The sequence below is a fragment of the Clostridium sp. N3C genome, from assembly GCF_900095445.1.
In the GTDB taxonomy this organism is placed as follows: Bacteria; Bacillota; Clostridia; order Clostridiales; family Clostridiaceae; genus Clostridium_AU.
In genome coordinates this window covers 1-15,787 of record NZ_FMJL01000004.1, presented here as the reverse complement: position 1 = coordinate 15,787, position 15,787 = coordinate 1, and the positions used below count along the sequence as shown (strand labels likewise).

Sequence of the window (15,787 nt, the reverse complement as noted above, 5' to 3'; positions counted from 1 at the left end):
ATGTCGAAAGTAAGAGTTTATGAATTGGCTAAAGAATTAAATATTTCTAGTAAGAATTTAATTTTAATGTTACAGGAAGAATTTAATGTTGAAGTTAAAAATCATATGAGTGTTATAGACGATGAAGATGCTGAACTTATCAAGGAGCTGTTAAGCGAGAAAGAAGAAGAAAATAAAGAGCAAGCTTCTTATGATGATAAAAAAGACCAAGTAGATGAACAAGATGAAATGGATGTTATAGCTAAATATGAGGAAATGTATTCAAATCAGAAGTCTTTTGTAAAAACTAAAAAGAAAAATAAGCAAAACAAGGTAGCTTCTAATGATTTAGAAGCTAATGAAGAAAATAATGATAGCAATAACGAAAATGCTATTATTGAAATACCTGCAACTATTACTGTAAAAGAATTTGCAGAGAAAATAAATAAACCTTCCACTGAAGTAATTAAACAATTAATATTTTGTGGAGTAATGGCAGCTATTAACCAAGAGATTGATTTTGCAACTGCGGAAAAAGTTGCTGCTAAGTTTAATATTAATATTACACAGACATCAGAAGAAGGAAATAACATAGATGAGGAATTAGATTTTGAAGAGGATTCAAATACTGAGAAAAGACCTCCTATAGTAACAGTTATGGGTCATGTTGACCATGGTAAAACTTCATTATTAGATGCCATAAGAAAGTCAAAAGTTACTGCAACAGAAGCTGGAGGTATTACTCAGCACATAGGTGCATATACGGTTAAAATTAACGATGAAAAAATTACTTTTTTAGATACACCTGGTCATGAAGCTTTTACTGCTATGAGAGCTAGAGGAGCTCAGGTTACAGATATTGTAATCTTAGTAGTAGCTGCAGATGATGGAATTATGCCTCAAACTCAAGAAGCTATAAACCATTGTAAAGCAGCAAATGTTCCTATTATAGTAGCTATTAATAAAATGGATAAACCTGATGCCAATGCAGATAGGGTTAAACAAGAGCTAACAGAGTATGGATTAATCTCTGAAGATTGGGGTGGAGACACCATCACTGTTCCTGTATCTGCTAAGACAAAACAAGGTTTAGATGAATTATTAGAAATGGTTCTTTTAACAGCAGAAATGCTTGAATTAAAAGCTAATCCTGCTAGAAAAGCTAGAGGAACTGTAGTAGAAGCTAAGTTAGATAAGGGTAGAGGTGCCGTAGCAACTTTATTAGTACAAAATGGTACTTTGCATGTTGGAGATGCAATTTTAGTAGGTACCACATATGGAAAAATAAGGGCTATGTTTGATGATAAAGGAAAGAAAACTAAAGCTGCAGGTCCTTCTATACCTGTAGAAATATTAGGCTTATCTGAAGTACCGTCTGCAGGAGATAGATTTACAGTAGTTAAAGATGAGAAAACTGCAAGACAAATGGCTGAAGCAAGAAAATTAAAAATAAAAGAGCAACAAAGTTTTGCACATAGAGTATCTTTAGAAGACTTGTATAGCCAAATTCAGGAAGGCAAGGTTAAGGAATTAAGCCTAATTGTTAAAGCCGATGTACAGGGCTCTGTTGAAGCAATGAAGCAGTCATTTGAAAAATTGTCTACAGATAATGTTAAAGTAAGAGTATTACATGGTGCTGCTGGAGCTATAACAGAAACAGATGTTACTTTAGCATCAGCTTCAAATGCAATTATTATAGGTTTCAATGTTAGACCTGACTCTAATGCTTCAGCCTTAGCAGAAAGAGAAAAGGTTGATATTAAAACCTATCGTGTAATTTATGATGCTATAGAAGATATTAAATCTGCTATGATTGGTATGTTAGAGCCTGATTATAAAGAAGTTATTCTTGGTACTGCAGAAATAAGGCAAACTTATAAAATCTCAAATGTAGGAACAGTTGCAGGATGTTATGTTCAAAGTGGTAAAATAGTAAGAAATTCCGATATTAGACTTATTAGAAATGGTATTGTTATATTAGAAGGAAAACTAGCTTCCTTAAAGAGATTTAAAGATGATGTTAAAGAAGTTGCTGCCGGTTATGAATGTGGTTTAAGTATAGAGAAGTTCAATGATATTAAAGAGGGTGATATCATCGAAGCCTATACAATGGAGGAAGTAAAAAGAAGTCATCTATAAAGGGGTGATAAAGCATGGCTAAATATAGAAGTAGCAGAATCAATGAAGAAGTAAAAAAAGAACTTAGCGATATAATAAGAAATGAACTAAAGGACCCTAGAATAAATGCTATGATAAGCATTACTAACGTAAATGTTACAAAGGATTTAAGTTACGCTAAAGTTTATGTTAGCATTTTTGGAAAACCAGAAGAAAAAGAAAGTACTTTAGCTGCCCTAAAAAGTTCTAGTGGATTTTTAAGAAAAGAATTAGGTAATAGAATGAATTTAAGATTAACCCCTCAGATAATAATAGAATTAGATGAGTCTTTAGAACACAGTATGCATATCGAAGAATTACTTCATAAGATAAAAGGTGAATAGTATGCTAAAAGACATAGCTGAAGTAATTAAAAAGTCAAAAAATTTAAATATATCTTTCCATGTGTCACCAGATGGAGATTCTATTGGTAGTGCTTTGGCTTTAATGCATGGATTAAGAAAATTAAATAAGAATGTAAATATAATATGCAAAGAAACTGTGCCTGAAGTATTTAACTATTTATCAGGGGTTGATGAAATAAATCAAAGTACAGGGAAGTTAGATTATGATGTAGACTGTGTAATTGTATTAGATTGTGGCAATGTTGAAAGAATAAACTTTGATATTTCTGACTTAAAGGCCAGAAAATGTATTTTATTAAACATTGACCATCACTTGTCTAATGATTATTACGGAGATATTAACTACGTAGATGCTTCTCATAGTGCTGTAGGTGAAATAGTATATCTACTTCTCAAGGAACTAGGTATAGATATAGATGCAGAGATTGCTAAATGTTTATATACATCAATAATAACAGATTGTGGAAGTTTTAGATTTTCCAATACTACAAATCTTACTCACAAGATTGCAGGAGATTTAATATCTATAGGCATCGATTTTCCTGCAATACATAGTTTAATTTATGAAAATAAGAACTATTCTTTAGTGAAGCTATCAGGTAAAGTAATAGATAATATGTTCTTATGTTGTGAGAATAAAGTGTGTTTTATGGAAGTAAGTCAAAAACTGTTGGAGGAATTTTCTGTAGATTCCTCCGATGCTTCTAGCTTAGTAGATATAGGTACTACTATCAAAGGTGTAGAAGTGGTTGTTTTCATTAAGGAGAATACAGATGGTTATAAAGTAAGTTTAAGATCTAAGAAGAAATTTGATGTTAGAAAATTGGCAGAAGAATTTGGCGGTGGAGGTCATTCTAAGGCAGCAGGTTTTACCTATAGGGGAAATTTAGATGAGCTAAAGTCAGATTTAATTTACAAGATAGGAGTATCTTTGTAGAAATGGATGGTATCATTAATTGCTATAAGCCTACGGGCATTACATCTTTTGACGCAGTAAATAAAATAAAAAGATTAGTTAAAGGTACAAAGGTAGGACATACCGGCACTTTAGATCCAGCGGCCTGTGGTGTACTACCTATTTGTATCGGTAAAGCAACAAAGTTAGTTAATTATATTATGGAAGGCACTAAAGGATATAGAGTAGAAATGACCTTGGGAGTAGTAACAGATACTTATGATCAAGAAGGTAATATAATTCGATCTACTAATGTAGACCTACAAGAGAGTCAAGTTAAAAATGCTATATTAAGTTTTATAGGGGATTCAATGCAAACTCCTCCCATGTATTCTGCTCTAAAGATAAAGGGCAAAAGACTATACGAATTAGCTAGGGAAGGAAAAGAAGTTTACAGAGAACCTAGAAAGATAACCATTCATCATATTGATTTTATTTCTATGAAAAATAATATTGTAAAATTTGATGTAGAATGTTCTAAAGGAACATATATAAGAAGTCTTTGCTATGACATCGGTGAAAAGTTAGGCTGTGGTGCAATGATGAGTGGTTTAGAAAGAAGGTTTTCTGGCAGTTTTTCTGTAGAAAATTCAGTACCATTAGATAAGTTAAATGCTGATAATATTCATGAATATATAATCCCTATGGATAAAGCTCTCAGCCAATATGCTGAACTTATAGTAGATGTGTCCTTTGAAAAATTATTACGTAATGGTGTAAAAGTTAAAAACACTAAATTGATTAAAGATATTAAATTGGGTAATTATAGGGTGTATAATAAAGATCACCAACTGATTGGTATTGGAAAAAGAAGCGAAGAATATTTTGAGATTTCTATTTTACTAATTTAGGAGTATGCTTATGCAAATATTTGAAAACAATTATGTTTCTAGTTTAAGTAAAAAAACATATATAGCATTAGGAAGTTTTGATGGATTACATTTAGGCCATATAAGACTGATTAAAGAATGTATTAACTTAGCTAAGAAAAATAATGGACTTAGTATGGTGTATACCTTTAAGAATCACCCTTTAACTACAATAAATCCTGAAAAAGCTCCAAAACTATTAATGGATAATAATAATAAAGCTTCAGTTTTAAGTGGCATAGGTGTGGATATATTAGCTCTTGTAGATTTTAATAAAAAACTTATGGAGACCTCTGCTGAAGATTTTATAAAGATGTTAGTTAAGGACTTTAATCTAGGTGGAGTAGTAGTAGGTTTTAACTATAGATTTGGCCATAAAAATCAAGGCGATGTTAACTTACTTAAAGAATTAAGTATTAAGTATAATTTTATAGTTAAAATAATGGATCCTTTGCAATCTAAGGAAGAGCTAATTAGCAGTTCTAGAATAAGAAAGTTAATTCAAGAAGGAAACATTACTGAAGCTAATAAGCTGTTATATAAACCTTTTATGTTATCCGGCAAGGTCATTGCTGGAAAGCAGTTAGGTAGAACTTTAGGATACCCTACTGCCAATATATATGTTGATAAAAAATACATGATACCTAAAGCAGGTGTTTATTATACATTAGTAGGATATAAAGATAAGCTATATAAAGGTATGACCAACGTAGGATATAATCCAACTGTTGCTTTAACTGAGGAAATAAATATTGAAACTTATATATTAGATTTTGATAAAGAAATTTACGATGATTATATAAATGTTTATTTTATGGATAGAATAAGAGATGAAGTGAAATTTGATTCTTTAGAGTCTCTTATAGATCAAATGGATAAGGATTATAGTTATGTAAAAAGTAAAAAAATAGAGGAAATTTGAAAAAAATAATTTACAAGTAATATTGAGTTTGTTATAATACATTTTGTGAACCTTACTCTATGAATTAAGAATTGCCAACTTTATTCTTGGAGCAAGGGGATTATATTTCGGAGGTGTAAATATGGATAAGGCAAGAAAAACTGAAATCATTAAGGAATTTGGTAGACACGAAGGTGATACAGGTTCACCTGAAGTACAAATCGCATTATTAACAGAGAGAATCAATCATTTAAATGAGCATTTAAAGACTCATAAGAAGGACCACCATTCAAGAAGAGGTCTTCTAATGATGGTTGGACAGAGAAGAGGTCTATTAAATTATTTAATGGCTCAAGATATTACAAGATATCGTAATATAATTGAAAAACTAGGATTAAGAAAATAGCTAGAGCGGTTAATCCGCTCTATTATTTTAAAAAAATTATAATAAGTATTATTTTGTAAATAATATTAGTGTATTGAAAGGAGGTTTTAAAACCATGAGCCATATATTTGAATATGAAATAGCAGGCAGAAAGTTAAAAGCTGAATATGGTAAAGTTGGAATGTTATCAAATACAGCTCTTTTAGTTAGTTACGGAGATACTGTTGTATTAGTTAATGTTAACGCTTCAGATAAGCCACGTGAAGGTATAGACTTTTTTCCATTGAGTGTGGAATATGAAGAAAGATTATATGCTGTAGGAAAAATACCAGGAGGATTTATAAAGAGGGAAGGAAAACCTACTGAAAACGCTATCCTAAGTGGTAGAGCAATTGATAGACCTTTAAGGCCTCTTTTCCCAAAGGGTTACAGAAACGATGTTCAGATCGTTTGTACTGTTTTATCCGTTGAACCGGATAATCCACCAGAAATTTTAGCAATGAATGCTGCTTCCTTAGCACTTTGCTTATCTAGCATTCCTTTTACTGATCCAGTAGGTACTGTTTCTGTCGGATTAGTGGATGGTAAATTTGTATTAAATCCAACTTCAAAGGAAAGAGAACATAGTACCTTAGACTTAACAGTTTCTGCTACCAAGGAAAAAGTAATGATGATAGAAGCTGGTGGTCAGGAAATACCAGAAGATGTTATGTACGATGCCATCATGTTTGGTTTTGAGGAATGTAAAAAATTGGCTATATTCCAAGAAGAGCTTATGAAAAACTATGGTAAGCCTAAGGCTGACTATGAGGTTTATAAAGTAGATGAGGTAATAGAAAAAGAAGTTACTGAATTTGCTTACGATATGATCAAAGAAGCAATGTACATAGCTGATAGAGATGCAAGAAATGCTGCAATGGATGCTGTTAAAGAGAAAATATCAGCAGAATTTGATGAAAAATATCCTGATAACTTGGCAGATATTAATGATGTAGTTTATAGACTACAAAAGAGTATTGTACGAAATATGATTTTAGTTGATAAAAGAAGACCTGATGAAAGAAAGTTTGATGAAATTAGACCTATAAGTTGTGAAGTTGGTATATTGTCTAGAACTCATGGAACTGGTTTATTTACAAGAGGTCTGACACAGGTTATGACTGTAGCAACACTAGGACCTTTAGGAGATGTCCAGATTTTAGATGGTCTTGGAGAAGAGGAATTCAAGAGATATATACATCATTACAACTTCCCATCATACAGTGTTGGAGAAGTTAGACCTATGAGAGGCCCAGGAAGAAGAGAAATCGGTCATGGTGCTTTAGCAGAAAAGGCTTTGCTTCCATTAATACCATCAGAGGAAGAATTCCCATATACCATTAGATTAGTATCAGAAGTATTAAGTTCAAATGGTTCTACTTCACAGGCCAGTGTATGTGCTAGTACTTTAGCTCTATTAGATGCAGGAGTTCCAATTAGGAGACCGGCAGCTGGTATTGCTATGGGATTGGTAACAAGCGAAGATTTAACTCAAGAAGAAGTATTAACAGATATACAGGGTATAGAAGACTTCTTTGGAGATATGGATTTTAAGGTAGCAGGTACTGTGGAAGGTATAACAGCTATACAGGTAGACACAAAGTTAAAAGGTCTATCAAATACCGTAATTAGAAAGGCTATCGACAAGGCCAGAGAAGCTAGACTATTTATTATAGAAAAAATCAATGCTTGCATACCTAAGTATAGAGATGAATTATCTCCATATGCACCAAGAGCTTATTCTATAAATATTGATCCAGAAAAGATTCGTGATGTAATTGGTACTGGTGGAAAAGTTATCAATAAGATAATTGCTGAAACTGGTGTAAAAATAGACATCAAGGATGATGGAAAAATATTTGTTATGTCCAGTGATAGTGTAGGTGCTAAAAGGGCAATTAAAATGATAGAAGATTTAACTAGAGATGTTCAAGTAGGTGAAGTGTACTTAGGAAAGGTAACTAAAATTACTAATTTTGGAGCTTTTGTAGAAATACTTCCAAACAAAGAAGGTTTAGTACATATCTCAAAATTAGATGTTTCTAGAGTAAACAAAGTAGAGGATGTAGTTTCAATAGGTGATGAAATCCTAGTAAAAGTAGTAGAAATAGATAGTCAAGGAAGAGTGAATTTATCCAGAAAAGACGCTATTAAAACTGCTGAAAATGATGAAAAGGAAATATAAAAAAAAATAGAAGGGCGCAAGCCTTTTTATTTTTTATAGGAGGTTCTTGATAGCATGTATAATATGATAAGATTATCAAATGGTCTTAGAGTAGTAATTGAAAAAATAGATTATGTAAGATCCGTTAGTGTTGGTCTATGGATAGAAAATGGTTCTAGGAACGAAAATGTGAATAACAATGGAATCTCCCATTTTATAGAGCACATGCTTTTTAAAGGCACAAAAAATAGAAGTGCTAAGGAATTAGCAGAGGTAATTGAAGATGTAGGCGGTCAAATGAATGCCTTTACAGGAAAAGAAGCCACCTGTTTTTATATAAAACTCTTAGATTCTCACTTGGAACTAGCTTTAGAAGTTCTGGCTGATATGTTATTTAATAGCAAGTTTAGTGAAGAGGATATTGAACGGGAAAAAGGCGTGATAATAGAAGAAATAAATATGACTGAAGATAGTCCTGAAGATGTAGTTAGTGAACTTCATAGTAAGGTAACTTGGGGTGAAGACTCATTGTCATTACCTATTTTAGGCCTTGAAGAAACCGTAAGGAGTTTTACTAGACAACAGCTTGTAGATTATGTTCAATCTTATTATATACCAGAAAACTCTGTTATTTCTATCTGTGGTAATGTAGATATTAGCAAAGTAGAAGAGCTAGTAAATAATTACTTTGGACATTGGGTAAGTAAAAATAAAATAATTACCCATTACCCCTATTCAGAGATACAAAGGGGAAGCTCATATAAACTTAAGGATATAGAGCAGCTTCATATTAGTCTAGGTATGAAGGGACTTCCTACTGGAGATGACGATTTATATCCTCTTTTGCTCTTAAATAACATTTTAGGTGGTGGAGTATCTTCCTTATTATTTCAAAAAGTTAGGGAAGAATATGGTTTATGCTATACTATATATTCTTATATTAGCTCATTTAATAATGCAGGCGTAATTAATATATATACTGGCTTAAATCCAAATTATGCTACAGATGCTCTTCAATTAATAACAGAGGAGTTAGATAAATTTATCAACAGCTCCATTGCTGGAGAAAAGTTAATTAAAGCAAAGGAACAGATAAAGGGCAATTACATTTTAGGATTAGAGAGTACTAGCAGCCGTATGTTTAGTAATGGTAAGTCTGCTCTATTTTTGAATAAGATAAATGAACCAGTGGAGATTATTAAAAAAATAGATAATATAACTACAGAAAAGCTACAAGAAGTTATGGAATCTACTTTCTCCAATAAAATTTTAAATGCGGCCTTTGTTGGTAATAAAATTAGTATTGAAAAATGTAATGAAATACTTAACCTTGATAAGGTTGCCTTCAAGCAAGAAAATAAAAGTAAACTGGTATAAATAATAATCACCTGTAATATAGCACCTGGAAATTTCATAATAATAGAATTAAGGAGGTATATATTATGGGTGATAATATGAAGCTTTATAGTGATATAGAAAAATATGAAATTATTAATGTAAATGATGGAGAAAAATACAGTTATTTAGCAAATAATGATGTTATAATAGACGAGAATGGTTACTTAAAATTGATTATTTTAAATAAAACACAATCTAGATTTAGCTTCTTTAGCAATAATGAAATTATTGAAGTTTCTTGGGATTGTGTAAAAAAAATTGGTTCAAGAACTATAATAATTGATGCTGATGAAGATTTAATGAAAAAAACAAGATTATAACCTTGGAGGAAAACTATGAATATTGTAGTTCAAAAGTTTGGGGGAACATCCCTATCTACTAAGGAAAGAAGACAATTAGTTATTAATAAAATAATTGAATGTAAGAAAAATGGTAAATTACCTGTGGTTGTTGTATCAGCTATGGGCAGAAAAGGCGATACATATGCCACCGATACTCTTTTATCTTTAATAGACAAAGATTTTCAAAATAATAATAAAAGAGCCAGTGATCTTTTAATTAGTTGTGGTGAGATTATAAGTTCAGTAGTATTGGCTTCAGATTTGTACGAGGCAGGTCTTGAAGCCATTCCAATGACAGGAGGACAAGCTGGAATAATTACAAATAATGATTATAGCCAGGCAGAAGTTATAAAAGTTAATACAGATGGAATTTTAGGCCTACTTAAATCCTCAGTTATACCAATTATAACAGGCTTTCAAGGAATAACAGAAGATGGTGATATAACAACTCTCGGAAGAGGCGGAAGCGACCTTTCAGCAGTTATTATTGGTGGTGCATTAGGAGCTGAAGAAGTAGAAATATATACGGATGTTAATGGAATAATGACTGCTGATCCTAAAATAGTAAACAATGCCTCATTAATATCTGAAATATCTTATAACGAAGTGTTTCAATTAGCAGATCAAGGAGCAAAGGTTATTCATCCTAAAGCTATTGAAGCTGCTATGAAATATAATGTGAAATTATCTATAAAAAACACTTTGAATAACTGTGAAGGAACAAGTATTACTAAATCTGTAGACTATAAAGGAGAAAAAAAGATAATAACTGGTATAACCTATATGAATGATAGAGTTCAAATTAGGATTCCATATGAAAGCAACTCTGAAAATGCTGAATATGATAACATATTAGATATATTAGGACAAAATAATATTAGTATTGACTTAATAAATGTATTTCCAAAGGAAAAAGTCTTTACTATTGATGACAAAGATAAGAACTTTGTATATGATTTGTTAAATAAATTAAATATAAAATATAGTAAAGAGGAGCAATGTAGTAAAATAGCTGTAGTAGGTTCAGGTATGAAAGGTGTACCTGGTGTTATGGCAAGGATTTTAAGTACATTAAAAAGAGAAAAAATTCAGGTTTTACAAACGGCAGACTCTCACATGACCATTTGGTGTCTTGTAAATTCATGTAATACAGAAAAGGCAATTATTGCTCTTCATAATGAATTTAATTTATAATAATAAATTTTAGTATATTATAAGCCCTTTATGTGCAGAATAAATATACAAATGCATATGGAGGGATTAATTTGAGCGATGAAAAAGTTAAAGAACAAGAAAAAGAAGACAAATTAGAAAATATAAAAGAGCTTGGTGCCTCTGATTTACCTAAGCCAGATGACAAGGTGCAAGTTATACCTATAATTGGCCAAATTGAAGGACATAACTTAGCATCACCTCAGACTAAATCTACTAAATACGAACATATAATCCCGCAGTTAATCTCTATAGAAAGAGACGAAAACGTTGAAGGAATTTTAATTGTTTTAAATACTGTAGGAGGAGATGTGGAAGCAGGATTAGCTATTGCTGAGATGATTAATAGCGTAAGTAAACCTACAGTATCTTTGGTTATCGGTGGAGGTCATTCTATAGGTGTACCTCTTGCTACAGCAGCTAATTATTCCTTTATATCGCCAACAGCTACAATGATTGTTCATCCCATAAGGATGACTGGACTAGTTATTGGTGTTCCGCAGACCTTTGAATACTTTAATAAGATGCAAAAGCGTATAATTGAGTTTGTTACAAGAACTTCTAAAATAACAGAAGAGCATTTCCGTGAGCTTATGCTTCAATCCGATGAATTATTAAATGATATGGGCACCATTTTAATAGGAAAACAGGCTGTAGAACATGGTATAATAGATGAGGTTGGAGGAATTAAAGAAGCATTGGCAAAACTCTATAAATTAATAGAGGAAAAGAAGAGTCAACCATAGGAATTACCCTATGGTTAAATTTTATTAAAAAAAGGATATTATACTTGCATGTAGAAATACTTACAGAAGAGGTGATGACTTTGGCTAAAAAGAAAGTTAAATCTGATTTACATAGTGATATTATTGGTATAATTTTAATAGCTTTAGGACTATTAACGGCAATAAGTGTTGTTACTTCTAGAGCTGGAATATTTGGTGAAGTTATCAAAATGTTATTTATAATAATAATAGGTATTGGAGCATATCTTTTACCTGCTATTTTAATTCTTATAGGTGCAGCAATTATAAAAACTAATGGTAAACTAACATTTCATAAAAAGTTTTACGGAATAGTTTTATTTATAGTTAACACCCTTCTTTTTATTCAGTTAATTAATATAAATAGTTTTTATCAGGGTGATTTTTTTTCTGGTATAAAAGCTATTATTAATAATCGCTCTAGTTTGCATGGTGGTATTGTTGGTTATACTATTACAGTTCCTCTCTACAAACTTTTAGGTAGTTTAGGCTGTTATATAACTTACTTCACAATATATGCTATTAGTTTAATAATAATCTTTGATATTACCATTATGGATGTTGTAAATAAGTTTAAATTTAAAAGAGAAGAATCAAGTAGTTATAAAAAGAGAAATGCCGCTCCTATTATAAAAGATAACATAGAAAGTAATAGTAAAGTTACTAATATAGAGGATGATGATCGAGGAAAATATATTGGTGACATAAATAAGAAAATAAAAATCATAGATTTTATGAAAAATGTTAATGTAGAAAATTCTTCTTACTCCACCTTAGATAGTAATTTAGAAAAGAAGGCTAAAGGAGATACCCATGATAAATTATCCAAAGAAATTTCTGAGGAGATTGTAATACATTCAACGGAAAGTGATAAAAAAGAATACAATTTTCCATCTTTAGACTTATTAAATATTAATAATATATCAAATATGAATAAGGATGATAAAAAAGATTTATTAAATAGTGCTGCCAAGTTGGAGGATACTTTAAATAGTTTTGGTGTAGATGCCAAGGTTATACAGGTAACTAAAGGTCCCTCTGTTACTAGATATGAACTACAACCTCATTCTGGGGTGAAGGTTAGTAAGATAGTAAATTTGGCAGATGATATTGCTTTGAGTCTTGCAGCTAAGGGGGTTCGCATAGAGGCTCCTATACCAGGTAAGTCCGCTGTAGGTATAGAAGTACCTAATAAAGAACTTATACCGGTATATCTAAGGGAAGTATTAGACAGTGATGAATTTACTAATAGCAAAAAGAATATCGCTTTTGCTCTAGGTAAAGATATATCCGGCAATTGTGTAGTTTCTGATCTATCTAAAATGCCCCACTTACTAATTGCAGGTGCTACTGGCTCTGGTAAAAGTGTATGTATTAATACTTTAATAATAAGCATATTATATAAATACTCTCCTGAGAATGTAAAATTATTAATGGTGGACCCCAAAGTGGTAGAATTAAATATATACAATGGAATCCCACATTTATTAATACCTGTAGTTACAGACCCTAAAAAAGCAGCAGGAGCTTTAAATTGGGCTGTAAATGAAATGACAAGAAGATACAAGCTCTTTGCGGATAATGGCGTTAGAAATATGGAAGGGTATAATGAATTGTTAGAGAAAGGTAAGGTTTCGGAAAAATTGCCTGCTATAGTTATAATCGTAGACGAGCTAGCAGATTTAATGATGGTATGTCCTGGAGAGGTAGAAGATTACATAGGTAGATTAGCACAGATGGCAAGAGCGGCAGGTATGCACCTAGTTATAGCTACACAAAGACCTTCTGTAGATGTTATTACTGGTGTAATAAAGGCCAATATACCCTCTAGAATTTCTTTTGCAGTATCTAGCCAAATAGATTCTAGGACCATACTTGATTGCACTGGTGCAGAAAAACTTTTAGGTAAGGGAGATATGCTCTTTTATCCCGTAGGAGAATCTAAACCTATTAGAATTCAAGGAGCCTTTATTTCTGAAGAAGAAGTTGAGAGGGTAGTAAACTTTATAAAAAGCCAAGGAGCGGAAAGTGAATATAAGGAAGAAATTATAAATCATATTAATTCTGAAAATACAGCAGATGAAGATTATGATGATTTGTTGGAAGAGGCTATAAGGGTAGTAGTAGAATCTGGACAGGCATCCACTTCTTTATTGCAAAGAAGACTTAGAGTAGGGTATAATAGGGCTGCTAGATTAATAGAGCAATTAGAAAATAAGGGAGTCATTTCTGCCAGAGATGGCAATAAACCAAGACAAATTTTGATTGATAGACAAGAGTTCTTAGATAATAGTTCATCAATAGATTAAGTATAATAACTCTTGTTAAAAGATAAAAAGAGTTTTAAAATGTACTTGTAGAATATAAATTAAGTTGAAACATTAGGAGGAAGTAAATTGGCAGCATACAAACTAGGTATTATAAGTCTCGGATGTGATAAAAATAGAGTTGATACAGAAATTATTTTAGGAAATCTTAAAGATCAATTTGCAATCACAAATAATGCCAAAGAAGCAGATATAATTATAGTAAATACTTGTGGTTTTATTGAAAGTTCAAAACAAGAATCTATAAATACTATATTGGAAATGGCTGAATACAAGAAAAGATATAATTGTAAAGTACTGATTGCAACAGGGTGTCTTACTCAAAGATACAAAAAAGAATTGCAGGAGTTAATGCCTGAAATTGATATAATTCTAGGTGTTAATGATTACGATAAAATAGCTCTGGCAATTGAAAAATTTTACAATGATAGAGAAAAGATTTTTTTATGTTCTGATAATAAGGTTATTAATGAGGGAGAAAGAGTAATTACTACCGGTAAAAACTATGCTTATGTAAGAATTAGTGAAGGATGCAATAATAATTGTACATATTGTGCTATTCCTAAAATCAGAGGTCCCTATAGAAGTAGAAAGATGGAAAATATTATTAAAGAAGTAGAGAGTCTCGCAGATCAAGGAATAGAAGAGTTAATATTGATTGCTCAAGATACAACTATGTATGGTATAGATCTTTACGGAGAAAAATGTCTACCTAAATTAATTAATGAAATTTCAAAAGTTGAAGGTATTAAGTGGATTCGATTATTATATGCTTATCCAGAAGAAATAACAGATGAATTAATTGAGGTAATAGCCAATAATCCAAAGGTATGTAAATATATTGATATGCCTATACAACATATTAGCAATAGGATTTTAAAGCGTATGGGCAGAAGAGGTACTAAAGAAGAAATTGAATCAATAATTAAAAAGTTGCAAACAAAGGTAAAAGATATAGCGTTAAGAACTACCTTTATTGTCGGATTTCCTGGAGAAACTGATGAAGATTTTCAAGAGTTATTAACTTTTGCGAGAAATAACAATTTTACCCATATGGGGGTATTTCAGTATTCACAGGAAGAGGGAACCGCTGCTGCAAAGATGAAAGAGCAAATTAGCAAAGAGATTATGGCAAAACGAGAAGAAGAAATTATGCTTTTACAGCAAAAGGTTTCTCTAGATAACAACATTAGTAAAATAGGAAAAATATATAACACTTTAATTGAAAAAATTGAGGACAACTACTTTATAGGACGTACTGAACATATGGCGCCAGAAATTGATGGATTAATATATGTTGACATAAAAGAAAATGTTAAAGTTGGTAGCTTTGTACCAGTTAAAGTTTATGAAGCTGATGAATATGATTTAAAAGGAGAGGTATATTATGAATCTGGCAAATAAACTAACGATTATTAGAATATTTCTTGTTCCCATTTTTTTAATATTTATTGCAGTTAAAGATATACCTTACGGTGCAGTTATAGCTACTTTTATATTCATCCTTGCATCTTTAACAGACAAATTAGATGGATATATTGCAAGAACTAGAAATCAAGTAACTCGTTTTGGAAAACTAATGGATCCTTTAGCAGATAAAATGCTAGTAACTGCTGCTCTTGTTTCATTAGTTGAATATGGAATAATACCTGCTTGGATGGTAGTAATAATTATAGCAAGAGAGTTTGCAGTATCAGGATTAAGAACTATCTCCGCAGCAGAAGGACTTGTAATTTCAGCTAGCAACTGGGGTAAAATTAAAACCGTTATACAGATAGTAGCCATTATAAGCGCATTGCTTGAATTAAATTTTACTATTTATCCTGAGTTCTTATTCAATATTAATAATATAAGCAATATATTATCTGCCTTAACAGATATTCTACTAGTTGCAGCAGTTATAATAACTGTAATATCAGGAATAGATTATT

At 31.3% G+C, this 15,787-nt stretch carries 14 protein-coding genes; all 14 read left to right on the top strand.

Features of this window, described 5'->3' with window-relative positions; all coding sequences use genetic code 11:
• Nucleotides 1–2,118, top strand: coding sequence for a translation initiation factor IF-2 (infB, locus tag N3C_RS02465; protein ID WP_074364492.1), 2,118 nt, complete (start codon nt 1–3; stop codon nt 2,116–2,118).
• A 14-nt stretch (nt 2,119–2,132) separates the two neighbouring features.
• Complete coding sequence (gene rbfA / locus N3C_RS02460; protein WP_074364491.1) at nt 2,133–2,480, top strand: 30S ribosome-binding factor RbfA; 348 nt, start codon at nt 2,133–2,135, stop codon at nt 2,478–2,480.
• A gap of 1 nt (nt 2,481) precedes the next feature.
• Nucleotides 2,482–3,438, top strand: coding sequence for a DHH family phosphoesterase (locus N3C_RS02455; protein ID WP_074364490.1), 957 nt, complete (start codon nt 2,482–2,484; stop codon nt 3,436–3,438).
• A gap of 2 nt (nt 3,439–3,440) precedes the next feature.
• Nucleotides 3,441–4,307, top strand: coding sequence for a tRNA pseudouridine(55) synthase TruB (truB, locus tag N3C_RS02450; protein WP_074364489.1), 867 nt, complete (start codon nt 3,441–3,443; stop codon nt 4,305–4,307).
• A gap of 10 nt (nt 4,308–4,317) precedes the next feature.
• Entirely contained in the window at nt 4,318–5,247 is a 930-nt protein-coding gene (locus N3C_RS02445) for a bifunctional riboflavin kinase/FAD synthetase (RefSeq protein ID WP_074364488.1), read from the top strand.
• A 121-nt stretch (nt 5,248–5,368) separates the two neighbouring features.
• Complete coding sequence (rpsO, locus tag N3C_RS02440) at nt 5,369–5,632, top strand: 30S ribosomal protein S15 (protein WP_074364487.1); 264 nt, start codon at nt 5,369–5,371, stop codon at nt 5,630–5,632.
• 94 nt (nt 5,633–5,726) lie between these two features.
• Complete coding sequence (locus N3C_RS02435; protein WP_074364486.1) at nt 5,727–7,835, top strand: polyribonucleotide nucleotidyltransferase; 2,109 nt, start codon at nt 5,727–5,729, stop codon at nt 7,833–7,835.
• Nucleotides 7,836–7,889: 54 nt separating this feature from the next.
• Entirely contained in the window at nt 7,890–9,191 is a 1,302-nt protein-coding gene (locus N3C_RS02430) for a M16 family metallopeptidase (RefSeq protein ID WP_074364485.1), read from the top strand.
• Nucleotides 9,192–9,256: 65 nt separating this feature from the next.
• Entirely contained in the window at nt 9,257–9,532 is a 276-nt protein-coding gene (locus tag N3C_RS02425) for a YlmC/YmxH family sporulation protein (RefSeq protein WP_074364484.1), read from the top strand.
• A gap of 15 nt (nt 9,533–9,547) precedes the next feature.
• On the top strand, nt 9,548–10,747 hold the full coding sequence (gene dapG / locus N3C_RS02420) for an aspartate kinase (protein WP_074364483.1): 1,200 nt from the start codon (nt 9,548–9,550) through the stop codon (nt 10,745–10,747).
• A 71-nt stretch (nt 10,748–10,818) separates the two neighbouring features.
• On the top strand, nt 10,819–11,511 hold the full coding sequence (locus N3C_RS02415) for a ClpP family protease (RefSeq protein WP_074364482.1): 693 nt from the start codon (nt 10,819–10,821) through the stop codon (nt 11,509–11,511).
• Between the two features lie 80 nt (nt 11,512–11,591).
• Nucleotides 11,592–13,838, top strand: coding sequence for a DNA translocase FtsK (locus N3C_RS02410; protein ID WP_373432793.1), 2,247 nt, complete (start codon nt 11,592–11,594; stop codon nt 13,836–13,838).
• 87 nt (nt 13,839–13,925) lie between these two features.
• Nucleotides 13,926–15,260 (top strand): 30S ribosomal protein S12 methylthiotransferase RimO, encoded by a 1,335-nt coding sequence (gene rimO, locus N3C_RS02405; protein ID WP_074364481.1) that lies wholly within the window; start codon nt 13,926–13,928, stop codon nt 15,258–15,260.
• A partial coding sequence (gene pgsA / locus N3C_RS02400) for a CDP-diacylglycerol--glycerol-3-phosphate 3-phosphatidyltransferase (protein ID WP_074364480.1) occupies nt 15,244–15,787 on the top strand: 544 nt, incomplete at its 3' end. The genes rimO and pgsA, both read left to right, overlap by 17 nt.

Excerpts from the sequence above, each read along its gene's own strand:
- dapG (WP_074364483.1), top strand. The coding sequence starts at position 9,548 with ATGAATATTGTAGTTCAAAAGTTTGGGGGAACATCCCTATCTACTAAG.
- truB (WP_074364489.1), top strand. The coding sequence starts at position 3,441 with ATGGATGGTATCATTAATTGCTATAAGCCTACGGGCATTACATCTTTT.
- N3C_RS02430 (WP_074364485.1), top strand. The coding sequence starts at position 7,890 with ATGTATAATATGATAAGATTATCAAATGGTCTTAGAGTAGTAATTGAA.
- N3C_RS02455 (WP_074364490.1), top strand. The coding sequence starts at position 2,482 with ATGCTAAAAGACATAGCTGAAGTAATTAAAAAGTCAAAAAATTTAAAT.
- rbfA (WP_074364491.1), top strand. The coding sequence starts at position 2,133 with ATGGCTAAATATAGAAGTAGCAGAATCAATGAAGAAGTAAAAAAAGAA.
- N3C_RS02435 (WP_074364486.1), top strand. The coding sequence starts at position 5,727 with ATGAGCCATATATTTGAATATGAAATAGCAGGCAGAAAGTTAAAAGCT.
- rpsO (WP_074364487.1), top strand. The coding sequence starts at position 5,369 with ATGGATAAGGCAAGAAAAACTGAAATCATTAAGGAATTTGGTAGACAC.
- infB (WP_074364492.1), top strand. The coding sequence starts at position 1 with ATGTCGAAAGTAAGAGTTTATGAATTGGCTAAAGAATTAAATATTTCT.
- N3C_RS02445 (WP_074364488.1), top strand. The coding sequence starts at position 4,318 with ATGCAAATATTTGAAAACAATTATGTTTCTAGTTTAAGTAAAAAAACA.
- N3C_RS02425 (WP_074364484.1), top strand. The coding sequence starts at position 9,257 with ATGGGTGATAATATGAAGCTTTATAGTGATATAGAAAAATATGAAATT.